This window comes from Acuticoccus mangrovi, assembly GCF_016411865.1.
GTDB lineage: Bacteria > Pseudomonadota > Alphaproteobacteria > Rhizobiales > Amorphaceae > Acuticoccus > Acuticoccus mangrovi.
Genome location: NZ_JAEKJA010000010.1, coordinates 132717 through 154231, shown reverse-complemented (window position 1 = coordinate 154231; position 21515 = coordinate 132717). Strand labels below are relative to the sequence as shown.

At 70.4% G+C, this 21515-nt stretch carries 23 protein-coding genes; 9 read left to right on the top strand and 14 right to left on the bottom strand.

From position 1 onward, the window contains the following. Nucleotides 1-78: 78 nt before the first annotated feature. From JCR33_RS13425 to JCR33_RS13400, 6 genes are read right to left on the bottom strand one after another with little or no spacing between them, the layout of a single operon-like run. The gene (locus JCR33_RS13425; protein WP_332461189.1) at nt 79-1548 is read right to left on the bottom strand and encodes a class I adenylate-forming enzyme family protein; all 1470 of its coding nucleotides are present in this window, start codon (nt 1546-1548) and stop codon (nt 79-81) included. Further along, nucleotides 1548-2822: an acyl-CoA dehydrogenase family protein gene (locus JCR33_RS13420; protein ID WP_198882593.1), complete on the bottom strand. Its 1275-nt coding sequence runs from the start codon at nt 2820-2822 to the stop codon at nt 1548-1550. The genes JCR33_RS13425 and JCR33_RS13420 overlap by 1 nt, the downstream gene beginning before the upstream one ends. A gap of 33 nt (nt 2823-2855) precedes the next feature. Beyond that, on the bottom strand, nt 2856-3506 hold the full coding sequence (locus JCR33_RS13415; protein WP_198882592.1) for a glutathione S-transferase family protein: 651 nt from the start codon (nt 3504-3506) through the stop codon (nt 2856-2858). Between the two features lie 52 nt (nt 3507-3558). Beyond that, nucleotides 3559-4344: a YdcF family protein gene (locus tag JCR33_RS25010; protein WP_198882591.1), complete on the bottom strand. Its 786-nt coding sequence runs from the start codon at nt 4342-4344 to the stop codon at nt 3559-3561. Then, nucleotides 4341-5177: an aldo/keto reductase gene (locus JCR33_RS13405; protein ID WP_198882590.1), complete on the bottom strand. Its 837-nt coding sequence runs from the start codon at nt 5175-5177 to the stop codon at nt 4341-4343. The genes JCR33_RS25010 and JCR33_RS13405 overlap by 4 nt, the downstream gene beginning before the upstream one ends. 60 nt (nt 5178-5237) lie before the next feature. Next, the gene (locus tag JCR33_RS13400) at nt 5238-5843 is read right to left on the bottom strand and encodes an ATP-dependent Clp protease proteolytic subunit (RefSeq protein ID WP_198882589.1); all 606 of its coding nucleotides are present in this window, start codon (nt 5841-5843) and stop codon (nt 5238-5240) included. A gap of 112 nt (nt 5844-5955) precedes the next feature. Here JCR33_RS13400 and JCR33_RS13395 point away from each other — a divergent pair, with 112 nt between their 5' ends. The 3 genes from JCR33_RS13395 to JCR33_RS13385 all read left to right on the top strand — a co-directional run bounded on the left by JCR33_RS13395 (nt 5956) and on the right by JCR33_RS13385 (nt 7453). After that, on the top strand, nt 5956-6600 hold the full coding sequence (locus JCR33_RS13395) for an inner membrane-spanning protein YciB (RefSeq protein WP_198882588.1): 645 nt from the start codon (nt 5956-5958) through the stop codon (nt 6598-6600). A gap of 86 nt (nt 6601-6686) precedes the next feature. Then, a complete protein-coding gene (locus JCR33_RS13390) occupies nt 6687-7019 on the top strand; it encodes an antibiotic biosynthesis monooxygenase family protein (protein ID WP_198882587.1) in 333 nt (110 codons plus the stop codon). Further along, a complete protein-coding gene (locus JCR33_RS13385; RefSeq protein WP_198882586.1) occupies nt 7016-7453 on the top strand; it encodes a Rid family hydrolase in 438 nt (145 codons plus the stop codon). Before JCR33_RS13390 ends, JCR33_RS13385 begins: the two co-directional genes overlap by 4 nt. A 4-nt stretch (nt 7454-7457) precedes the next feature. Here JCR33_RS13385 and JCR33_RS13380 read toward each other — a convergent pair whose 3' ends face one another. From JCR33_RS13380 to JCR33_RS13355, 6 genes are all read right to left on the bottom strand, one after another. Then, nucleotides 7458-7886, bottom strand: coding sequence for a hypothetical protein (locus JCR33_RS13380; protein ID WP_198882585.1), 429 nt, complete (start codon nt 7884-7886; stop codon nt 7458-7460). Nucleotides 7887-8014: 128 nt separating this feature from the next. Next, nucleotides 8015-9115: a molybdenum ABC transporter ATP-binding protein gene (gene modC / locus JCR33_RS13375; protein ID WP_198882584.1), complete on the bottom strand. Its 1101-nt coding sequence runs from the start codon at nt 9113-9115 to the stop codon at nt 8015-8017. Further along, the gene (gene modB / locus JCR33_RS13370) at nt 9112-9801 is read right to left on the bottom strand and encodes a molybdate ABC transporter permease subunit (protein WP_198882583.1); all 690 of its coding nucleotides are present in this window, start codon (nt 9799-9801) and stop codon (nt 9112-9114) included. Before modB ends, modC begins: the two co-directional genes overlap by 4 nt. Nucleotides 9802-9886: 85 nt before the next feature. Continuing rightward, complete coding sequence (gene modA / locus JCR33_RS13365) at nt 9887-10720, bottom strand: molybdate ABC transporter substrate-binding protein (protein WP_198882582.1); 834 nt, start codon at nt 10718-10720, stop codon at nt 9887-9889. A 62-nt stretch (nt 10721-10782) separates the two neighbouring features. Continuing rightward, the gene (locus JCR33_RS13360; protein ID WP_198882581.1) at nt 10783-11163 is read right to left on the bottom strand and encodes a winged helix-turn-helix domain-containing protein; all 381 of its coding nucleotides are present in this window, start codon (nt 11161-11163) and stop codon (nt 10783-10785) included. Nucleotides 11164-11413: 250 nt separating this feature from the next. Beyond that, nucleotides 11414-11872, bottom strand: coding sequence for an Hsp20 family protein (locus JCR33_RS13355; protein ID WP_198882580.1), 459 nt, complete (start codon nt 11870-11872; stop codon nt 11414-11416). A gap of 150 nt (nt 11873-12022) precedes the next feature. Between JCR33_RS13355 and JCR33_RS13350 the strand changes: the two genes are divergently transcribed. The 3 genes from JCR33_RS13350 (at nt 12023) to JCR33_RS13340 (ending at nt 15130) form a co-directional block, all read left to right on the top strand. After that, the gene (locus tag JCR33_RS13350; protein ID WP_198882579.1) at nt 12023-13723 is read left to right on the top strand and encodes an alpha/beta fold hydrolase; all 1701 of its coding nucleotides are present in this window, start codon (nt 12023-12025) and stop codon (nt 13721-13723) included. A gap of 1 nt (nt 13724) precedes the next feature. Next, complete coding sequence (locus tag JCR33_RS13345) at nt 13725-14408, top strand: TerB family tellurite resistance protein (protein WP_198882578.1); 684 nt, start codon at nt 13725-13727, stop codon at nt 14406-14408. Nucleotides 14409-14470: 62 nt separating this feature from the next. Then, nucleotides 14471-15130, top strand: coding sequence for an N-acetylmuramoyl-L-alanine amidase (locus JCR33_RS13340; RefSeq protein WP_211110276.1), 660 nt, complete (start codon nt 14471-14473; stop codon nt 15128-15130). Nucleotides 15131-15152: 22 nt separating this feature from the next. Here the strand turns inward: JCR33_RS13340 and JCR33_RS13335 are convergent, their stop codons facing one another. Beyond that, on the bottom strand, nt 15153-16388 hold the full coding sequence (locus JCR33_RS13335) for a lytic murein transglycosylase (protein WP_198882577.1): 1236 nt from the start codon (nt 16386-16388) through the stop codon (nt 15153-15155). 373 nt (nt 16389-16761) lie between these two features. Here JCR33_RS13335 and JCR33_RS13330 point away from each other — a divergent pair, with 373 nt between their 5' ends. Beyond that, on the top strand, nt 16762-17235 hold the full coding sequence (locus JCR33_RS13330) for an NUDIX hydrolase (protein WP_198882576.1): 474 nt from the start codon (nt 16762-16764) through the stop codon (nt 17233-17235). 117 nt (nt 17236-17352) lie between these two features. On the opposite strand, the gene JCR33_RS13325 is transcribed toward JCR33_RS13330, so the two are convergent. After that, nucleotides 17353-19644, bottom strand: coding sequence for an NADP-dependent malic enzyme (locus JCR33_RS13325; RefSeq protein WP_198882575.1), 2292 nt, complete (start codon nt 19642-19644; stop codon nt 17353-17355). Between the two features lie 119 nt (nt 19645-19763). Between JCR33_RS13325 and moaB the strand changes: the two genes are divergently transcribed. Both moaB and JCR33_RS13315 read left to right on the top strand, forming a co-directional pair. Further along, on the top strand, nt 19764-20294 hold the full coding sequence (gene moaB / locus JCR33_RS13320) for a molybdenum cofactor biosynthesis protein B (RefSeq protein WP_198882574.1): 531 nt from the start codon (nt 19764-19766) through the stop codon (nt 20292-20294). A 128-nt stretch (nt 20295-20422) separates the two neighbouring features. Then, complete coding sequence (locus JCR33_RS13315) at nt 20423-21508, top strand: PA0069 family radical SAM protein (protein ID WP_198882573.1); 1086 nt, start codon at nt 20423-20425, stop codon at nt 21506-21508. Nucleotides 21509-21515 lie beyond the last annotated feature (7 nt).

The following is a 21515-nucleotide window of genomic DNA, read 5'->3' as shown; positions in this document are numbered from 1 at the left end:
GCCGCGTTGGGGAAAGTTGGCGACTTCCATCCGCTACGCCGGCCGCAGCTGCTTCCCGCTCCGGCCGGCGGCACGGGCTCAGGGGGCCTCGCGAGCGGCCTCGCGCAGGGCGTCGTGGCGGATCTTGCCGAGCGCGGTGCGGGGGAAGTCGTCGACGATGCGCACGTCGCAGGGCACCTTGAAGCCGGCGAGCCGGTCCTTCATGTGGGCGATCAGCTCCGCCGGCGCGACGCTCTCGCCAAGGCGCACGAAGGCGACGGGCACCTCCTGCCAGCGCGGGTCGGGGCGCCCGACCACGGCGCACTCGGCGACGGCGGGATGCTCCGACAGCACCCGCTCCACCTCCGCCGGGTAGATGTTCTCACCGCCGGAGATGAGCATGTTCTTCTTGCGGTCGTGCACGGTCAGCGTGCCGTCGGCGGCGAGGCTGCCGATGTCGCCCGTCAACACGTAGCCCTCGCGCCGGGCGGCCGCGGAGGCGGCTTCGTCGCGGAAATAGCCGGAGAAGACGGCCCCCCTCACCCCGATCTCGCCATGCGCCCCCTGCGGCAGGTGGCGGCCGGCGTCGTCGAAGATCGCGACGTCGGAGAAGATCCCCGCGCGCCCCGTGCCGCCCTTGACGCGGGAGAGGCCGAGCCGATCGTAGGCGGCGATGGGGCAGGTCTCAGTCGCCCCGTAGACGTTGAGGATCGGGATGCCCCGCGTCTCGAAAGCACCGATCAGGCTCTCCGGCACGATGGTGGAGCCGGTGGCGATCGCCCGCAGCGCCGGGACCGGCGTCGTCGCGAACTCCGGCAGCGCGAGGAGCGCCTGGAGGGTGGTCGGCACCAGAACCGTCAGCGTGACCGCCTCGTCGCGCAGCGCGGCGAGGGTCGCGGCGGGGTCGAAACGGGGATGGAGCGTCACCGTGGCGCCGGTCATCAGTGCCGGCGTCGTCTGGATGTTGAGGCCGCCCACATGGAACATCGGCAGCACCGTCAAGACGTGGTCAGCCGCCGACATCTGATGCATGTGCTGCGACTGGACGGCGTTACCGCGCAGCGCCCCTTGCGAGATCAGCGCCCCCTTCGGCCGCCCCGTGGTGCCGGAGGTGTAGACGAGCAGGCACTCCGCTCCCGGATGGCCCGCGGCGGGGGGCACGTCGTCGTCGCCGAGGAGGTCCCCCGCCGCCCCCATCGCCCGCAGCGCGATGCCGGCGGGCGCGATGGCGTGGGCGGTCGCCGCGTAGCCCGGGCCGTAGGCGAGCAGCTTCGGCTCGGCATGCTCGAGCGCGTAGCGCAGCTCGTCGGGGGCGAGGCGCCAGTTGAGGGGCAGCATGATCGCCCCGAGGCGCGCCGCCGCGTAGAGGACCGCCAGTGTGTCGGGATGGTTTTCCGCGAGCACCGCGACGCGATCGCCGAAGCCGACGCCGGCCCGCGCGAGCCCCATCGCCACGGCGCGCACCCGGGCGGCGAACGCGCCATAGGTGAGGCTCTCCCCCAGGAAGCGCAGCGCCACCTTGTCCGGCTCGAAGGCCGCGTGGCGCTCGATGGGGCCGAAGAGGTCGATCACTCGTCGCTCTCGCCGTCCTCGTAGAGGGCGGCCTTGCCGAGGCGGTCGATGCAGAGCTCGGCCGTCCACGGCAGCATCAGCGAGCCGCAGCGGCTGTCCCGATAGATCCGCTCCAGCGGCAGCGACTTCAGCATCGACTGGCCGCCGCAGGTACGGATGGCGAGGCGGGCGATGTCGTTGGCGAACTCCATCACCGTGTGCTGGGCGGCCCAGGCGCGCATCACCTGGTCCTTGGAGGGGCGCGGCCCCGCCTCCGACACCGCCTGGAACCACAGCGCCTTGGCCTGCTCCAGCTTCACCTTCATCTCGGCGACGGCGATCTGCTTGGTGGGATACATCCGCCGCTTCACCGGCGGCGTGCCCGGCAGCTCGCCCCGCAGATAGGTCACGGTGAAGTCGTAGGCGGCCTGCGCGAGGCCCATATAGGTGGGCGACAGCGTCATGAACATGTGCGGCCAGTTGGCCGCCGCCTGGAAGTAGACGCCGCGGGGCATCAGCGCCTCGCCATCGGCCACGAACACGTCGTCGAAGTGGAGGTTGCGCGAGACCGTGCCGCGCATGCCGAGCGGGTCCCAGGCGCCCGACACCGACACCCCCTCCGCATCCGCCGGCACGGCGAGATAGAGCGTGTTGCGTCGGCTGCGCTTGCCCGACCCGTCGACCTCCGTGCAGAGCACGCCGTAGTAGTCGGCGTTGCCGGAGAGGGAGGCGAAGATCTTCTTGCCGCGCACCCGCCAGCCCCCCTCCACCGGATGGGCCTCAGTGGAGAAGGCGACGGCCCCCGCTGCCGCCGCCCCGCCTTCGGAGAAGGGCTGGGCGTAGACGGCCCCCTCTTCCACGATGCGGCGATAGTGCATCGCGCGGCGCGCCTCGTGGCCGGCGCGGGTCGCGGCGTCCATCTCCAGATCGTCGGCGAGCGGGCCGGACCACAGCGTGGAGCAGACGTGCATGTTCCAGGTGAGCGCCGTCGCCCCGCAATAGCGGCCGATCTCCGCGGCGACGAGCGAATAGGCGCGATAGTCCGCCCCCGCCCCGCCGAAGCGCTCGGGCACGCAGATGCCGAGGAAGCCACCCTCGCGCAAGTCGGCGTAGTTCTCGGTCGGAAAGCGGGCGTCCCGGTCGATCTCGAAGGCGCGGGCGGCAAAGGTCGGCCCGATCGCCCGCGCCCGCGCCGTCCACTCCGCCTCGAACGGGGTGAGGCGGAAGGCGGTCGGCTCGAACATCGGCGCGTCGAGCCCGGTGGCCTCCGCTCCGCCTGGCACAGCGTTCATCTCCGCCCTCCTCCGCCGACGCCCCTTAGGGGTCTACTTCACCTCGTCGGCCGGGATGACCCAGGGCTCGACGACGCCCGCCTTGTACCAGCGCCGATAGCTCGCCTCCTGCTGCACCGCCGCGCAGTAGGACAGCGTGACCTTCGAAACCGGCCAACTATAGCCCGTGAGCCGCGCCGTGACAGGCGCATACATCGCATCGACCGCGCCCCACTCGCCGAACAGGAATGGGCCGCCGGAGCGGGCGATGCGATCGCCGATCAGGGCTTCGATGCGGGCGACGTCGCGCTCGGCGCGGCGGCCGCCGCGTCGCCGGAAGGGGAAGGTCTTGCGCAGGTTCATGGGGCAGGCGCTGCGCAGCGCCTGGAAGCCAGAGTGCATCTCCGCCGACAGCGAGCGGGCGAGCGCGCGCTCCATCGGGTCGGCCGGCCAGATCGGCAGATCGGGATGGCGCTCGGCGAGATATTCGATGATGGCGAGGCTGTCCCAGACGGCGCGGCCCCGGTCGATGAGCGTCGGCACCTTGCCGGCCGGCGAGTAGGCGAGGAGACGGGCCCGCGTGTCCGCCTCGTCGAGGGGCACGAGATCCTCCTCATAGTCGAGGCCGAAATGATCGATCACCAGCCACGCCCGCATGGACCAGGACGAGTAGTTCTTGTTGCCGACAACGATGGTGTAGCTCACGTGACCTCTCCGCTTGGGGCTCCGGCCCCCGATTGCCTCGCCGCTCGGGGCCTCACGCGCCGGGCCCCGGCAGCCATGTATCGATGCGCCCGGTGAGGCGATAGTAGGCGAGCGCCACGTATTCGCGCACCGCCTCGTCCATCTGCCGCAAGCCGCGCGCCGCGGAGAATTGGAGGGAGCGCCACAGCGGCCGGTCGTCCTCCACATAGTCCACCGGCCAGGGCACGAGCTCGGGCCAGCCGGCATGATGGAAGGTCGCCACCGAGCGCGGCATGTGCCAGGCCGAGGTCACGAGCACATAGCGCTCGCCGGGCTTCGGCTGCACCACGTCGTAGCTGAAGCGCGCGTTGTCCCAGGTGGACAGCGAGCGCGTCTCGAGCACGAGCTGGCTCTGGGGCACGCCCATCTGCCGCAGGAGGGCCGCAGCTTGCTCCGCGCCGGAGCGGTTGCGCCGGGTGCCGCCACCGTCGGTGACGATCACCGGCACGTCGGGGAAGCGATGGGCGAGGCTCGCGGCGGCCACGAGACGCTCCGCCGCGTCGTTGAGGTTCACCTGATTGTGGGCGTAGGGCGGCAGCGGGGCGATGAAGCCGCCGAGCACGATGATGCCGTCGGGCGGCTCCACGATGCCCTTGAAGGGGAAGCGCGTCTCGAGCGGACGCAGGAGGAGCTGGCCGACCGGCAGGAAGCCCACGACGCCGTAGAGCACGACCCCGACCGTCAACAGTGCCAGCCCGCTCCGCCGCCGCCGGAAGGCGACCAGGAGACCCGCGAGGAGAACCAGAAAGACGATGTTCGACGGCTGCAGCAGCGCGAACAGCACCTCGACCCCACTCACGCGACCGGATCGTCCCAGTTCGGCGCGAACTCGGGGTCGATGAGCCGCCCGCCGGGGTCGGCGAGCGCCGAGATGGCGGCCCGCTCATCCGCGTCGAGGCTCACGTCGAGCGCCCTGAAATTGTCCTTCAGCCGCTCCGGCGAGGCGCTCTTCGGGATCGCGATCACCCCGTCCTGGCCGATCAGCCAGGCGAGCGCGATGGTCGCCGGCGGCACGCCGTGGCGTCGCGCGATCGCGGCGATCACCTCGTCCTCCAGCACCTTGCCACGGGCGAGCGGGCAGTAGGCGGTGAGGCCCATGCCGTGCTTGCGCAACGTGGCGAGCACCTTCGACTGGTCGAGATAGGGGTGATACTCGACCTGGTTCACCGCGAGCGGCACGTCGGCGGCCGCCACCGCCTCCTCGATGAGGGCGACGGGGAAGTTGGAGATGCCGACGGCGCGTGCGAGGCCGCGATGCTTCACCTTGCAGAGCGCGGCCACCGCCTCGGCGACCGGGGTCGTGCGGCCCGGCCAGTGGATGAGGTAGAGCTCGACCCGGTCGAGGCCGAGCCGCTCCAGCGAGGCCTCGGCGGCAGCCTGGAGGATGCCGTCGGCGAGATGGTCGTGCCAGACCTTGGTGGTGACGAACACGTCGTCCCGCGCGAGGCCGGAGGCGCGGATGCCCTCCCCGACGGCCTTCTCGTTCTGGTACATCTCCGCCGTGTCGACGTGGCGGTAGCCGAGGTCGAGGCCCGCGGCGACGGCGCGGGCGCAGGCCTCGTCGTTCATGCCGAAGGTGCCGATCCCGAGCTTGGGGATCGACACGCCCGCCACATCGAAGGTCGCCGTCATTCTCGTCCGCCTCGCTGGAATTGCGGGTTGCGCCGCCCTCTCGCCGTCAGGAGCGTGCGGTCAGGCGATCTCGTCCGCCCGGCGCACCACGCGGCCCACGAGACCATATTCCACGGCCTCGTCCGCCCCCATCCAGTAGTCGCGGTCGGTGTCCTTCTCGATGCGTGACAGCGGCTGGCCGGTCGCCTCGGAGAAGAGGGTGTTGAGCCGCTCGCGCATCTTGATGATCTCGCGCGCCGCGATCTCGATGTCGGAGGCCGGCCCGCCGGCGCCGCCGGAGGGTTGGTGGAGGAGGAAGCGGGTGTTCGGCGTGCAGAAGCGCCGCTCCTTGGGCACCGAGATGTAGATCAGCGCACCGGCGGAGGCGACCCACCCCATCCCGAGGATGTTCACCTTCGGCGCGATCATGCCGATGGTGTCGTGGATCATGTCGCCCGACTCCACATGGCCGCCGGGGGAGGAGACGATCACGGTGATCGGGTCGTGCGACACGTGCGCGAGGGCCAGGAGACGCTGGCAGACGTCGCGCGCCATATCCATGGTGACGGGGCCGACGATCATAATCTGTCGGGCATCGAAGAGGTGCTTGTCGACCGGTATCGATTGCTGCGCCTTCAGCTTCTCTTCGTCATCGTCGTCGTCGTCGAAGCGGGTGAAAATCGGCATCGCGTCCTGTCCTGATACTAAGGGCGCTATCTATGGAGGTGCGCCACGAAACGCAAACGGGATCGCCCCGGGCCCCTCCCGCGTTGTCACTCCTATGACAGGAGAGAGCGCTATGAAAAAGGACAGCGCATGGGACTGTGTCAACAAGCGTAAGCTTCTCGAGCGCTTCGCCGTGGAGATCGGGCCGGCGCTCGTCTTCGTCGCCGCGCTTCAGGTGACCGGCATCACCGGCGCCACCATCTCGTTCATCGCCGCCACCGCGCTCGTGACGGTCTACTCCTTCGTGGAGAAGCGACATCTGCCCGTCGTGCCGGCGGCGACGCTGGCGCTCGCGGCACTCTTCGGCGGCCTCACCATCTTGTTCGACGATCCGGAATTCATCCAGTTCCGCCCCACGCTCGTGAACGCCTGCGGCGCGCTCGCGATCATCATCTGCCTGCTGTTCGGCCATCTGGTGCTGAAGCAATCGCTCGAAGACGGATTTCGCCTCAGCGAAGGGGCGTGGTGGACGCTGTCGCTGCGCATGGCGCTCTATCTCGCCGCGATGGCGTTCGCCAACGAGGTGGTGCGCCACACCTTCAGCACCGAGACGTGGGCCTGGTTCAAGGCGGTCTCGCCGCTCTTCAACGGCCTCTTCCTCCTCGTCAACTGGCCGCTGATCCGCGACAATCTGTCGGCCGACGAGCCGCTGCCGATGATGGAGAGCCCGCCGGCAGGCCCGAAGTCGGCACTCAACCCGACAGTGAAGATCGCCTGAACCCCGCCGCGCCGCCCAGCAGAGGCGACGGCCACGTTGACGGAACCGGCGCAACGGGGTCTCCTTCCTCCGGAGGAGGATGTTCCATGGCCTTTATCACGATGAACCGCTTCAAGGTGCGCACCGGCTCGGAGGCCGACTTCGAGGCCGTCTGGCTGAACCGCGACACCCATCTGCAGGACGTGCCGGGCTTCGTCGTCTTCCATCTCCTGCGCGGCCCGACGACGGACGACCACGTGCTCTACGCCTCCCACACCGTATGGGACTCGGAGGCCGACTTTCTCGCCTGGACGCGCTCGGAGGCGTTCCGCAAGGCGCACGCGGGGGCGGGCGACAACAAGCCCCTCTATCTCGGCCACCCCGAGCTCGAGAGCTTCGAGGTGATCCAGGAGGTCAAGGCCGAGGCGATGGCGGATTGAGCGGGGAAGCCTCGGCCAACGGCAGAGCCTCGCTCCTCACCGCGATCACGGGACGGAAGGTGCACGTCCACAGCTCCGGCACCTTCGCGGACCAGGACCTTCCCTTCTGCGAGGCGGTCGAGATCGACGGTGTCGTGCTCCTCTCCGGTCAGATGGGGGTCATTCCCGGCAGCCTGCGCCTCGCCGCCGGCGGTGTCGCGGCGGAGACACGGCAGATGATGGAGAATATCGGCGCCACGCTGGAGGCGGCGGGGCTCGGCTTCGCCAACATCGTGAAGGCCACCGTCTTCCTTGCCGACATGACCGAATGGCCGGCCTTCAACGCCATCTATCTGCGCTACTTCGTCAAACCCTATCCGGCCCGGTCGGCGCTCGGGACGAGCGGGCTGGCACTCGGGGCGCGGGTGGAGATGGAGTGCATCGCAGTGCGCTGAGGCTTCACCAGGCCCAGCCGAGCACCTTCGCCGCCTCGTAGGACCCGTCGTAGCGGGGGTCGCCGTCGCGCACCATCACCACGTTGACGGCCTTGACGTCCACCGGCTTTGCCGACGGCGGCCCGCCGACGGGAGGCCCGCCGCCCGGCAGCGCGATCACCTGGGTCCGCCCGTAGAGGACGGAGCGCACGAGATTGTCGGAATGGTCCACCGGGTCGGCCGGAGTGATGAGGAAATGGGTGTAGCCGTTGTCGATCGTCAGCGTGGCGGCCCGGCGCAGCATCTCCGCCTCGCTGATCCGCACGCCGCTGCTCTGCACCTCGGTCTCGAGCCGCCACACGTCAGCCCGGATCGGCACGGCGGTGACGGTGATGCAGCCCGACAGCGCGGCGGCCAGCGCCGCCATCAAGAGCCCTTGCGTCCATCGACTCATTACCAACGCTCCTCTACGCCGCCCGTCTCGATAGCGCACACGTCCATATAGCGCGCCCCCGTCTCTAGCACGGGAGGGCACCCCGCGTCTGCGCACGGGCACGCTGCCGAAGCGTCGCAAGCCCTGCCTCAGACGGCGCGGTCGCCCGCCCCCACGTCGCGCCGGGCGACGCTGGTGGACTTCAGGATCGCGTAGCAGGCGACGCCCGGCGCGAGCCCGAGCGTGCCGACCGAGCGGCGCGTGATGCGCGCGAGAAGCCGATCCTCGCCCGCCTGGAGGCCGACGGCGGCGCCGGGCCCGCTCCCCTCGGCGATCTCCGTCACCATCACCGGCAGCACGTTGAGCGCGGAGATGGCGCTCGGCGGCTCGCGCGCGATGATCACGTCGTGCGCCTCGATGCGCACCCGCACTGTGGCGCCGAGCGGGGCGTCGACCGTCGGCAGGTAGATCGGCCCGGCGGAGGCGGCGAGCTCGGTGAGGCCGTCCGCGTGGTGGCGCACCACGCGGGCCGTCAGGATCGCGCCGGCCTCGCGGTGGCCGAGGACGGGAACGGCGGCCGGATCGGCGAGCACGGTGGTGGTGGAGCCGGCGCGCACCACGCGGCCGGCGTCGATCGCGACGAGGCTCGTCGCCAGTCGCGCCACCTCCGGCAGCGAATGGCTGACGTAGAGGATCGGCACCTCGGTCTCGTCGCGCAGCCGCTCCAGATAGGGGATGATCTCCGCCTTCCGCGCCTCGTCGAGGGCGGCGAGCGGCTCGTCCATCAGGAGAAGGCGGGGCGCGGCGAGAAGCGCCCGCCCGATCGCGACGCGGCTCTTCTCGCCGCCGGACAGCATCCCCGGCCGGCGCCCCAGAAGGTGGGCGATGCCGAGGAGATCGACCACCCGGCCGAGATCCTCCCGCGGCGCGCCGCGCGGGGCGAAGAACGCGCCGAAGAGGAGGTTCTGGCGCACGCTGAGATGGGGAAAGAGCCGCCCCTCCTGAAACACGTAGCCGACGCGGCGGCGGTGGGGCGGCACGAAGCGCCCGGCCGCCGTATCGAGGAGCACGGTGTCGCCAGCGACGATGCGGCCCTCGTCGGGGCGCATCAAGCCGGCGACGGCGTTGACGATGGTGGTCTTGCCGGAGCCGGAGCGGCCGAAGAGAGCGGTGATGCCCGCCGGTGCCTCGAAGGCGACGTCGAGGGTGAAGCCGCCGAAGGCGTGGCGCAGCCGGACGGTGAGGCTCATCGGCCGATCCGTCGCGCGATGCGGGCGGCGAGGATCTCGGAGGCGATAAGCGCCCCCATCGAGATCGCCACCGAGACGGCGACGAGGGAGAGCGCCGCCCCCTCCTCCCCCGGCACCTGGAGGAAGGCGTAGATCGCGGAAGGCAGCGTCTGCGTCCGCCCCGGAATGTTGGAGACGAAGGTGATGGTGGCGCCGAACTCGCCCATCGCCTTGGCGAAGGCGAGAATGGCGCCGGCGAGAATCCCCGGCACGATGAGCGGCAGCGTCACCACCGCGAAGGTCGCGATGCGGGACGCGCCGAGCGTGCCGGCCGCCTCTTCGAGCCGCGGGTCGACGGCCTCGATCGAGAGGCGGATCGCCCGCACCATCAGCGGAAAGGCCATGACGCCGGCGGCGAGCGCCGCCCCCGTCCAGTTGAACGCGAACACGATCCCCACCTCGGCGAGGACGCTGCCGATCGGCCCGCGCCGGCCGAAGAGGATGAGCAGCATGTAGCCCGTCACCACCGGCGGCAGGATCAGCGGCAGGTGGACGAGGCCGTTGAGCAGCGACTTCCCCCAGAAGTGGCCGCGCGCCAGGAGCAGCGCCACCAGGATCGCGACGGGCAGGCTGACGAGCGTCGCCCAGACGGAGACGCGCAGCGACAGGGCGACGGCCTGCCAGGCTTCGGGGGTGAGGACGCTCATCGATGCGCCGGCCCGCCGGCACGCACGCTCGGTGCCGCAAGGGCCGAGCCCCCGCCGAAGCGGAGGCGTGCCGTCGGCGTGGAATTCACTCGATGACCTTGAAGCCCTGGCGCTCGAAGAGCGGGGCGGCGGCGGGCGAGCTCATGAAGTCGAGGAAGTCGGCGGCATCCGGATCGTCGGTGCCGGTGGTGAGGGCGGCGGGGTAGATGATCGGCGGATGGGTGTCGGCGGGGAAGGTCGCGACCACCTTCACCGCCGGCTCGGCGGCGGCGTCGGTCGCATAGACGATCCCGTAGGGTGCCTCGCCGCGGGCGACGAGGGCGAGAGCGGCGCGCACATTGTCGGCCTGGGCGACCTGCGGGGCGACGTCGTCCCAGACGCCGAGCGAAGTCAGCGCCGCCTTACCGTAAATGCCGGCGGGCACGGCGTCGACGAGCGCCATGGCGAGGCGGCCGCCATCGAGGAGGCCGGCGATGTCGACGCCCGGCTCCAGCGTCACCGGCGCGGCGTCCGGATCGGCGGCGATCAGCACGATCGAGTTCGCCAGCACGTCGCGGCGCGTGTCGGCGATGATGAGATCGTCCTCCTCGAGCGTGTCCATCCAGCCGACGTTGGCGGAGATGAACACGTCGGCCGGCGCCCCGGCCTGGATCTGGCGGGCGAGAGCGGAGGAACCCGCGAAGGAGATGGTGGCCGTGCCGCCGGTCTCCTCGTGCCAGGCGTCGGCGACGTCCTCCAGCGCATTCTTGAGGCTCGCGGCGGCGAACACCACCACTTCGTCGGCCGAGGCGGCGGCGGGAACGGCGAGCGCCATCAGGGCGGCGAGGCCGGTTGCGGCGATGCGCCTCGCGGCACCGCGCGCGAAGGCGCGGCGGGGGGCGGCGAGGTCGGCGGCGGTCGAGGCGATGAGGTGACGCATGGGAGCTCCCGATCCGTTATGTTTCACCGGAACTATCGCCAGCCGACCGACGCTGGCAAGCGTTATTTCTCACCGGACATAACGGTTGGTGACGCGTCGAGCATCGCCTCGATGGCGGCGATGTCCTCGGCGCCGGCCGCGCGCGCCCGCGCCTCGAGGCTGCGATAATGGGCGAGCACCTTCTCGCCGCGGTCGGTGAGCGTCGCCCCTCCCCCGCTCGCGCCGCCGCGGGTCCGCTCCACGAGCGGCGCGCCGAAGATGGTGTTGAGCGTATCGATGAGGCCCCAGGCGCGGCGGTAGCTCATCCCCATGCGGCGGCCGGCGGCGGAGATGGAGCCGGTCTCCTTGACGAGCTCCAGGAGATCGGCCTTGCCCGGGCCGATCATGGCGTCCTCGCCAAAAATCAGGCGCAGTCTGAGGCCCGGCGGGGCGGTATCGGACATCGCGATCCTCGCGAGGGGGACGGACACGCAAAAGGCCGAGGCGGCGAGCCCCGGCCTTCGATCGACAATAGCGCCAACCGCCCCGATCCCGCCAGCTGGCGGCTTGGACGAGCGGTTGGCAGGCGTCGCAAGAAGGGACGCCCCGGTGCGTCAGGCGCTCCGGGACGCCCCCCATGTCATGCAGGCGAACTCGATACCAATCGCCGGCAACGCCTTGTCCTGAATTGCGCGGACTGCGCGTCTCCTAGAATTACGCAGCCTGTGCGTCGATGGACTTCGGCGCACCACCATTCTCGATGGCGATGGTGCGGGGCTTTTTCGTCTCGGGCACCTCGCGCTTGAGCGAGACGTGGAGCAAGCCGTGGTCGAGCGAAGCGCCCGTCACGTGAACGTGATCGGCGAGCTGGAAGCGCCGCTCGAACGCCCGCGCGGCGATGCCACGGTAGAGCATGTTGTCGTTGCCGCTCTCGCTCTCGCTCTTCTGACCGGTTACGGTGAGGGTGTTCTCCTTCACCTCCACGGTCAGCTCAGGTTCGGTGAAGCCGGCGACAGCCATCGTGATGCGATACTCGTCGTCCGCCGTACGCTCGATGTTGTAGGGCGGATAGGTCTGCGTCTGGTTCACGGTCGACGCGTTGTCGAGCAGCGAGAACAGACGATCGAAACCGACGGTGGAACGATAGAGGGGGGTGAGATCGAATTGACGCATAGTCGTCCTCCATGAGAAGCAACGGTTTGAAGGGCCCTGCCTTGCTGGCCAGCGGCCCGGTCTTCGGTGCGGCCCCTTGAGTGGCGGCCGCATCAAGAGAGATGGGCGTCTGAAAACCGCCTTTCAAGGGCTTTGAAGCGTGGAGTGAGCGTGGCGACTGGGAATTGGGGGTCCACCGATCTCGGCGGCACCATCGGCACGTTACACGCGGGTGTGAAGCTCAGGGTGGCCCACTGGGCGGGCGCGCCCGCGGGACCCGGCACGGTGATCGTGGTGCAGGGCCGCGGCACCTTCATGGAGGTCTACGGCGACACCTTCGCCCACCTCGTGCGCGAGGGCTTCGCGGTGGTGGCGTTCGACTTTCGCGGCCAAGGCGGGTCGGACCGCAGAACCCGCCCCGGCGGCCACGTCTCCCGCTTCTCCGACTATGTGGACGACCTGCAGTCCGTGGTGCGCTTCGCCGCCCAGCAGGGCCTGCCCCGCCCCTTCTTCGTCCTCGCCGAATCGATGGGTGGGCTCGTGGCGCTGAAGGCCGCCCCCCTCCTCGCCGACCAGGTGGAGCGCATGGTGCTCGTGGTCCCCATGCTGCGCATCGCCCGCCTCCCCGCCAAGGAGTGGCTCCTGTCGCTCGCAACGACGCTGATGTGCGGCGTCGGCCTCGACAAGCGCGCGGTGGCGAAGCCGGCCGGCCCGCCCTACGAATTCCTCGGCAACCGGGCGACCAGCGACCCCGATCGCTACGCCGCCCTGTGCGAGCTCGTCGACGCCAATCCGGAGCTTGCCTGCGGCCCGCCCACCATCGGCTGGCTGCGGGCCGCGCTCCGGGCGACGGGGCAGATCCGCCGCACCGTCGGCAAGCCGCTCGCGGTCCCCACCCTCTTCGTCGCCGCCGGCAACGACACGGTCGTCTCGACGCCGGAGATCAGCCGCTTCGCCCGGGCGACGCCAGGCGGCGGTCTGGTGCTGATCCCGAACGCCCGCCATCAGCTGCTGATCGAGAGTGACGAGCATCGCGAGCCGCTCTTCGCCGCCTTCCGCGCCTTCGTCCGCGACGTGCCGCGGCGGCTGAAGAAGCCCCGCGCGGTGCGGGGCAAGCTCCGCTTCACCCCCGGCGAGGCACCGGCCGCTCCCATCAAGGTCGAGGTCGGCGGCGAGGCGATCCCGATGCCCGCCCCGGCTGAACCCGCCCCGGCCCCCGCCGCTGTTCCCGAGCCGCCCTCCGAGCCGGTGGTTGAGACCGCCGCTCCGAAGACCGCCGCCGCCGAGCCGGCCGAGAGCTCGACGACCGTCGAGGCGACGCCCGACGCTCCGGAACCGGCGGCGCCGCCGGTCGCGCCGACGGACGGCGCGAGCGAGCCGCCGGAGGAGGAGGACGCCCCGCGCTCGCCGCGGGAGGCGCGCCGCGGCCAGGTGCTCAGCGAGCGACTGCGCCGGCGGCGCCATCGTCGGCGGGTCGAGCCGGCCGCCCCGCCGGTCGACGCGGCCGAGCCGGAGGCGGCGCCCGCTCCGAAGCCGTCCGCCCCGCCACCCGCCACCGATGCCGGGCCGGCGGAAGAGACGGCGCAGGGCGAACCTCCCACTCCCACCGCACGCCTCTCCGACATGTTCGTCGACGCGCTGCCGGACGCCCTCGAGACGCCCCTCGACGAGCCGTCGAGTGAGATGCGCGGCAGCGACGAAGCGGAGAGCGATACCCTCCCCGACGACGGCGGAAGCCCTGAGGACGAGGCCGACAGCCGGACCGGCGAACGGCGGATCGATCGCGTGCGCGGCCTCGCCGCTCCGCCGCCCCGGCCCGTAGGGCGCGGCGGTAAGGCCGGCGGCGGCCGCGGGACGACGAGGCGACGCTGACGTGGCGGTGTGGGAGATCCTCTCGCAAGCCGTCCAGTCGGTGGGTGCCGCGGGCGCCGACATCTTCGATCGCCTCCGCAGCGCGACCGGCACCGGCCCCCAGTCGCGGCAGGCGGCCTTTTCCATGGCGGTGGTGGCGCTCGCAGCCAAGATGGCGAAGGCCGACGGGGTGGTGACGATGTCGGAGGCGGCGAGCTTCTGGCGCCGTTTCGACGTGCCGGAGGAAGCGCGGCGCCCCATCGGCCGCCTCTTCGACCTCGCCCAGCGCGACGTGTCGGGCTTCGAGGCCTACGCCCATCGCATCGTCCGCCTCTTTCCCGACGATGCGGCGCTCAAGGAGGACATCCTCGACATCCTCTTCACCATCGCCGCCGCCGACGGGGTGATCCACGAGGCCGAGCTCGCGTTCCTGGAGAGGGTCGCGGCGATCTTCGGCATCGACGGGGTGCGCTTCGAGCGGGTGAAGGCGCGCCACATCGCCGCCGACGGCGACCCCTATGCCGTGCTCGGCCTCGGCCCCAACGCCGACTTCGCCACGGTGACGCGGCGCTATCGCAGCCTCGTCGCCGAGCACCACCCCGACCGGATGATCGCCCGCGGGGTCCCGCCCGAGTTCGTGCGGATCGCCAACGACCGGCTCGCCGCCATCAACGCCGCCTACGAGGCGATCGAGAAGCGCCGCTGATGCCTCCGCCTCCCCCTATGCGCCAAGTGCCCTCCCCGAACCACAATGGCCGGGGCGAGGGCGTGCGGCCGGATATCGTGGTGATCCACTATACCGACATGACCGATGCGGAGAGTGCGGTGCGCTGGCTGTGCAACCCCGCCTCCAAGGTGTCCTGCCACTATCTCATCGGCGCGGATGGGGCGCTCGTGCAGATGGTCGAGGAGACGCGCCGGGCCTGGCACGCCGGCGTCAGCGCGTGGGACGGTACCGGCGACATCAACAGCCGCTCCATCGGGATCGAGCTCGACAGCCCGGGCCACCGTCCCGATGCGCCGTGCTTTCCGCAGGCGCAGATGGCGAGCCTCCTCGCCCTTCTCGACGGGATCCGCTCCCGCTGGCCGGTGCCGCGGCGCAACGTGGTGGGCCATTCCGACATCGCCCCTGAGCGCAAGATCGACCCCGGCGAGCGCTTTCCCTGGGCGGATCTCGCGGCGGCGGGGCATGCGCTCCACGTCGCGCCCGCCGCGGCGGAACCCTTCCAGTCGCCGGCCCTCAGGGCAGAGCTCGCCGCCGGCGGCTATGCGGTCCCACCCCAGGACGGGCCGGCGATGGACGCGCTCGTCGCCGCCTTCCACCGCCGCCATCTGCCCGAGCGGGTCGGCGCACCCGCCGACGGGGTGACGCTCGCCACCGCCCGCGCCTTCGCCGCCGCGGTGGCGGCCGACCGCGCGGCCGGCTGATCCGCGTCGCCGCGCCGCAGGCTCAGCGGCGCTTCAGCTCGTTGAGAAGCTTGGAGGAGGCGAAGCCGTCGGGCACCGAGCCGGAGGCGGTCTGATACTCGCGGATCGCCTTGCGCGTCATCGGCCCGACCTGGCCGTCGATCCCGCCGGTGGAGAAGCCCCGGCGCGTCAACAGCGACTGCATCTCCTGCACTTCGCCGCGCGACAGCGGCCGCTCGTCCCGCGGCCAGGCCTGCTCGAAGTCGCCGCCGCCGATGATCCTATCGGCGAGATGGCCCACCCCCAGCGCATACGCATCGGCGTTGTTATAGCGCTTGATGACGTCGAAGTTGTGCAGCATCAGGAAGGCGGGGCCGTTGGCGCCGGCCGGGTAGAACAGATAGGCCTGATCGTCGGGGCGCGGCCAATCCTTGCCGTTGGCGCGGCGGATGCCGTAGTTCTGCCACTCGCGCAGCGCGCGCTCGCGCTTGCCGTCGGCGAGCTTGTGGTCGAAGTTGCGCGGCACCACCACCTCGTAGCCCCACGTCTGCTGATAGTTCCAGCCGTGCTTGTTGAGATAGTTGGCGGTGGAGGCGAAGGCGTCCGGGATCGAGCGCCAGATGTCGCGCTTGCCGTCGCCGTCGAAGTCGACCGCGTAGGCCTGCCAGCTCGTCGGGATGAACTGGGTATGGCCCATCGCCGCTCCCCACGAGGAGTTCATCTCGCTGAGCGGAACGTGCCCCTCCTGCGCGATCTTCAGGGCGCCGGTGAACTGCTGCGTCCAGAAACTCTGGCGCCGGTCGGTGGCGCAGGCGAGCGTTGCCGACGCGCGGACCGCGTTGTGCCCGCCCATGAAGTTGCCGTAGCTCGTCTCCATCCCCCAGATCGCGATGATCACCTCCGGATCGACGCGATATTTGGCGGCGATCTGGTTGAGGGTGGAGCGGTAGCGCGCGTAGGCGGCCCGCCCGTCGCTGACCCTTTTGTCGGACACGGCGGTGTCGAGATACTCCCAGATCGGCTTCACGAACTCGGCCTGCTTGTTGACGAGCTCGAGCGTCTTCGGGTCGGGCGTCAGCCCACGGGTCGCCTGGTCGAAAAAGCTGCGCGACACGCCGGCACGGCGCGCGGCCGGCCACTTCGAGGCGACGCAGCGCGAGAAGGCGTCGGCCCTCGCGACGGGGGCCGTGATCGCCGCGCCGCCCATCGCGGCCACGACGGCGACGATCCCGAGACTGAGGCGACCAGCGCGAGTCGCGGCGAGAAATTCGCGCTTCATGCGGCTACTCCGGAAAAAATGCCTGTGACAGCTTCAATCACACACAAACCGTTAAGGACGTCCTCATCATCCCTCGAAACCATGGTGGCGATGGGGCAGCGGCGGAGGCCGACGGCGCGCCCTCCGAGCCCGCACCCGCCCCATATGGGAAGGTCCCGCCACGAACCAACCAGATACCTGCCTAATTTGTGAAGACGACACCGTGTCCGCCCCCGCCGGACGCGTTGTGCTAACGTGCCGCGGTCCGAGGCCGGCCGGGCGAGCCGACGCCGGCGCAAGCCGAGGCGAGCCGCGCACTCGGACAACCCGACCCGAACGCACCGGCCCGGGATGCGCAGCGCCCGTCCCTCCCCGGCCCCTCCTTGGAACGACCATGCCGAAACACACACCTTCCCCCGTCGCCGACCCATCGCTGCGGCCGGTGGTCGCGGCCATCGCCATCGTCTTGCGCGAGGGCCGGGTCCTGCTCGTCCAGCGGGCGAACCCGCCCGACGCGGGCCGCTGGGGCTTCCCGGGCGGCAAGATCGAGGGTGGCGAGACGGTGCGCGAGGCCGCCGTGCGCGAGCTTAAGGAGGAAACCGGGATCGTCGGCGAGGCGCAAAGCGTGCTGACCGCCCTCGACGCCTTCGACCGCGACGGGCAAGGCCGACTGCGGCGTCACTTCGTGCTGGTAGCGGTGGTCTGCCGCTGGATCACGGGCGAGCCGGCCGCGGACGACGACGCCCTCGACGCCCGCTGGTTCCCGCTCGCAGAGCTCGAGGCGGGCATGCTCCCCTTGAGCATCGACGTCGCCGCCGTGGCGCGGCAGGCGGCGACCCTCTCTAGCGAGAACGCCGCTACATCATAGAGAACGGTCCGCTCGAGCACATCGCTTGAGCGGGGAAAACCTTCTCATATTTAATAGGATAAGACCTCCCGCTCTCGGTAGAGAGCAGGAGGTCCCATCGCTCCCGATCGCGGCCCGTCAGCCGGCGGCCTTGGTGACCCGGTTGGCGACGTCCACCACCGCGAGCGCCGTCATGTTGAGCACGCCGCGGGCGGTGGAGGACTGCGTCACGATGTGCGCCGGGAGGCGCGTGCCGAGCAGAATCGGCCCCACGTGCAGCGCCCCGGTGATCTCCTTCAACAGCGTCATCGCGATGTGCGAGGCGTCGATGGTGGGGAACACCAGGAGGTTCGCCTCCCCCTTCAGCGGACTGTCGGGCATCGCCCGCAGACGCACCGCCTCATTGAGCGCGTCCTCACCGTTCATCTCGCCGTCCACCTCGAGGTTGGGGGCGAGGGCGTTCAGCCGGGCGAGCGCCTCCCGCATCGTCACCGCCGAGGGGATGTCGCGCGAGCCGAAGCGGGACGCCGAGAGCAGCGCCACCCGCGGCGAGATGCCGAAGGCGGCGAGCTGATCGCAGGCGAGCAGCGTCATCTCGGCGATCTGCGAGGCGGTGGGGGTGTCGCAGACCTGGGTGTCGAGAAGGAAGGTCGCCCGCCGGTCCGACAGGAGAAGCGACAGGGCGGCGAGCTCGGTGACGCCGTCGGCGAGGCCGATCACGTCTCGCACCGCCTTGACGTGCTGGTTGAACGGGCTCTCCACGCCGCACAGCATCGCGTCCGCCTCGCCCCGCTTCACCGCGAGCGCGGCGATCACGGTGGTGTTGGTGCGCACCACCGTGCGGGCGGCCTCCGGCGTGATGCCGCGCCGCCCGACGAGGGCGAAGTAGTCCTCCACATAGTCGCGATAGCGCGGGTCGTCCTCCGGATCGATGATCTCCACCTGGAAGGGCACGCGCTTGAGGCCGGCCCGACGGGCGCGCGCCTCCACCACGCGGCGACGCCCGATGAGGATCGGCACGCCGATCCCCTCCTCGATGGCGATCTCGGCGGCTCGCAGGACGCGTTCGTCCTCGCCCTCGGCGTAGACCACGCGGGCGGTCGACTGGCTCGCCTTCTCGAACACCGGCTTCATGATGGAGCCGGAGCGGAACACGAAGCGGTTGAGCCGGTCGCGATAGGCGGCCATGTCGGTGATCGGCCGCTGGGCGACGCCGGTCTCCTGCGCCGCCTTCGCCACCGCCGGCGCGATGCGCAGGATGAGGCGCGGGTCGAACGGTGCCGGGATCAGATATTCCGGACCGAAGGTCTTCACCGCGCCGCCATAGGCCTTCGCCACCTCCTCGGTGGGACGCTCGCGGGCGAGCGCGGCGATCGCCTCGGCCGTCGCCACCTTCATCGTCTCGTTGATCTCCGTGGCGCCCACGTCGAGCGCGCCGCGGAAGAGGTAGGGGAAGCAGATGACGTTGTTGACCTGGTTCGGATAGTCCGACCGGCCGGTGCACACCAGCGCGTCGGGGCGCACCTCGGCGACCACCTCCGGCATGATCTCGGGGTTCGGGTTGGCGAGGGCGAGCACCATCGGGTTCTGCGCCATCTTCTTCAGCATTTCCGGCTTCAGGACGCCCGCCGCCGAGAGGCCCAGGAAGATGTCGGCCCCGTCGATCGCCTCCGCGAGGGTGCGCAGCTCGGTCTTGCGGGCGAACTTCGCCTTCCACGGGTCCATCAGCGCCTCGCGGCCCTCGTAGACGACGCCTTCGAGGTCGGTGACGATGATGTTCTCCGGCCGCGCCCCCATGGTGACGAGGAGGTTGAGGCACGACAGCGCCGCCGCCCCGGCGCCGGCGGTGACGATCCGCACGTCGGCGAGCGACTTGTCGGAGATCATCAGCCCGTTCTTGACCGCCGCCGAGACGATGATCGCCGTGCCGTGCTGGTCGTCGTGGAAGACCGGGATGCCCATGCGCGCCTTGAGCGCCTCCTCGACGAGGAAGCACTCCGGCGCCCGAATGTCTTCAAGGTTGATGCCGCCGAAGGAGGGCTCCAGCGCGGCGACGATGTCGACGAACTTGTCCGGATCGAGCTCGTCGACCTCGATGTCGATGCCGTCGATGTTGGCGAACTTCTTGAAGAGGACCGCCTTGCCCTCCATCACGGGCTTGGAGGCGAGCGGACCGATGGCCCCGAGGCCGAGCACCGCCGTGCCGTTGGTGACGACGGCGACCACGTTGCCGCGCGCGGTGTAGTCGAGTGCGGCGAGGGGGTCCTTCGCGATCGCGAGGCTCGGCGCCGCGACGCCGGGGGAATAGGCGAGCGAGAGGTCACGCTGGGTCGAGAGCGGCTTGGTCGCACGGATCTCGAGCTTTCCCGGCGGATCGAGCCTGTGGTAGGCGAGCGCAGACTCGTCGGCGGAAGTTGGTTCGTCGGTCATTCGGTCCTCCCCTCGCCATCACGCTTAGGCGTCGCAGGGCCCGCCAGCAACCGCCCGTGACAACAATCGTATGAAGGCCGGCAGCAAAATGTCGGCCGCGTCCCGCGAGGAGACATTCGGTGCCAAGAATCGACGAATCGTTGCCCTTCCACCCGGTGAGTTTCGCCGTCGTCATCGTGTCCGACACGCGCGACGCCGAGACCGACAAATCGGGCGACACGCTCGAAGGGCGGATCAAGGACGCGGGCCATCGCCTCGTCTGGCGCACCATCGTGCCGGACGACCGCGACGCCATCCGCGCCGCCGTCGAGAAGGCTGTCGCCGACGAGGCCGTCGACGTCCTCATCACCTCCGGCGGCACCGGCTTCACCGGCCGTGACGTGACGCCCGACACCATCGAACCGATGTTCGACAAGAAGATGGACGGCTTCTCCGCCGTGTTCCATGCGGTGAGCCGGGAGATCATCGGCACCTCCACCATCCAGTCGCGCTGCACCGCCGGCCTCATCGGCACCACGTTCGTGTTCGTCCTGCCCGGCTCGCCCGGCGCCTGCCGCGACGCCTGGGACAACATCCTCGTGGAGCAGTTCAACTCCCGCTTCATGCCGTGCAACTTCGTGGAGATCATGCCCCGCCTCACCGAGACCTGAGCCGAGAGCGGCGGCTTCACGCCACCGCCGCATGGCCGCAGTGTGATGGGGATAAACGAGAACATAAAGTGATTGAAAGAGAACAAATCCGCGGCTAGCATCCCTGTCGTCCAACAGGGATCGCCGCCATGGCCATCACCCTCCACGTTCCGAAGAGCCCGAAATCGGGCCGCGGGGCCTCGATCAATCCCCACCCCCGCTTCGAGCGGGAGGAGACCGTCGCGTTCGACGACGGCTGGGACCTCGAGACGGACGCCGCCCGCCCCCGCACCACGGTGACGGAGGAGAAGGCGAAGACGATCATCACGCGCAACGCCTCCCCGGACATCGGCTTCGATCGCTCGATCAACGCCTATCGCGGCTGCGAGCACGGCTGCGTCTACTGCTTCGCCCGGCCGACCCACGCCTATATGGGGCTGTCGCCGGGCCTCGACTTCGAAACGCGGCTGTTCGCCAAGCCGGACGCGGCGGCGCTCCTGCGCGAGGAGCTCGCCGCCCCCTCCTACCGCTGCCGCTCCATCGCCATCGGCACCAACACCGATCCCTACCAGCCGGTGGAGCGGGAGCGTCGCATCACCCGCTCCATCCTCGAAGTGCTCGCCGCGACGCGCCATCCGGTGGGGATCGTCACGAAGTCCGACCTCGTCCTGCGCGACCTAGACATCCTGGCGCCGATGGCGCGGGACGGTCTCACCAAGGTGGGCATCTCGGTGACGACGCTGAACCCGCTCCTCGCCCGCACCATGGAGCCGCGCGCGCCGACACCGAAGAAGCGCCTCGATGCGGTGGCAAGGCTCCAGGAGGCCGGCGTGCCGGTCTCTGTGCTCGTCGCCCCCATCGTGCCCTCGATCAACGACCACGAGATCGAGGCGATCGTCGCCGCCGCCGCCGAGCGTGGCGTCGAGACGGTGAACTACGTGCTCCTGCGCCTGCCCCACGAGGTGAAGGACATCGTGCGCGACTGGCTCGCCCGTCACTTTCCCGACCGCGCCCGCCGCGTGATGACGGTGATGCAGGCGATGCGCGGCGGCAAGGACTACGACGCCACCTGGGGCGTCCGCCAACGCGGCGAGGGTCCGTTCGCCAAGCTGATCGCGGAGCGGATGGAGCTCGCCGTCAAGCGCCACGACCTCAAGATCGGCAGCACGCGGCTGAGGACCGACCTCTTCACCCCGCCGCGCCGGCAGCGCCCCCAGCTCGATCTCTTCGACTGACCGGCGA

What these genes read in the sequence shown, in the direction of transcription:
- JCR33_RS13315 (WP_198882573.1), top strand. Translation starts at nt 20,423, where the DNA reads ATGGCCATCACCCTCCACGTTCCGAAGAGCCCGAAATCGGGCCGCGGG.
- JCR33_RS13390 (WP_198882587.1), top strand. Translation starts at nt 6,687, where the DNA reads ATGGCCTTTATCACGATGAACCGCTTCAAGGTGCGCACCGGCTCGGAG.
- JCR33_RS13330 (WP_198882576.1), top strand. Translation starts at nt 16,762, where the DNA reads ATGCCGAAACACACACCTTCCCCCGTCGCCGACCCATCGCTGCGGCCG.
- JCR33_RS13420 (WP_198882593.1), bottom strand. Translation starts at nt 2,822, where the DNA reads ATGAACGCTGTGCCAGGCGGAGCGGAGGCCACCGGGCTCGACGCGCCG.
- JCR33_RS13395 (WP_198882588.1), top strand. Translation starts at nt 5,956, where the DNA reads ATGAAAAAGGACAGCGCATGGGACTGTGTCAACAAGCGTAAGCTTCTC.
- modC (WP_198882584.1), bottom strand. Translation starts at nt 9,115, where the DNA reads ATGAGCCTCACCGTCCGGCTGCGCCACGCCTTCGGCGGCTTCACCCTC.
- JCR33_RS13400 (WP_198882589.1), bottom strand. Translation starts at nt 5,843, where the DNA reads ATGCCGATTTTCACCCGCTTCGACGACGACGACGATGACGAAGAGAAG.
- JCR33_RS13405 (WP_198882590.1), bottom strand. Translation starts at nt 5,177, where the DNA reads ATGACGGCGACCTTCGATGTGGCGGGCGTGTCGATCCCCAAGCTCGGG.
- JCR33_RS13335 (WP_198882577.1), bottom strand. Translation starts at nt 16,388, where the DNA reads ATGAAGCGCGAATTTCTCGCCGCGACTCGCGCTGGTCGCCTCAGTCTC.
- JCR33_RS13355 (WP_198882580.1), bottom strand. Translation starts at nt 11,872, where the DNA reads ATGCGTCAATTCGATCTCACCCCCCTCTATCGTTCCACCGTCGGTTTC.
- JCR33_RS13360 (WP_198882581.1), bottom strand. Translation starts at nt 11,163, where the DNA reads ATGTCCGATACCGCCCCGCCGGGCCTCAGACTGCGCCTGATTTTTGGC.
- modA (WP_198882582.1), bottom strand. Translation starts at nt 10,720, where the DNA reads ATGCGTCACCTCATCGCCTCGACCGCCGCCGACCTCGCCGCCCCCCGC.
- JCR33_RS13380 (WP_198882585.1), bottom strand. Translation starts at nt 7,886, where the DNA reads ATGAGTCGATGGACGCAAGGGCTCTTGATGGCGGCGCTGGCCGCCGCG.
- JCR33_RS13325 (WP_198882575.1), bottom strand. Translation starts at nt 19,644, where the DNA reads ATGACCGACGAACCAACTTCCGCCGACGAGTCTGCGCTCGCCTACCAC.
- modB (WP_198882583.1), bottom strand. Translation starts at nt 9,801, where the DNA reads ATGAGCGTCCTCACCCCCGAAGCCTGGCAGGCCGTCGCCCTGTCGCTG.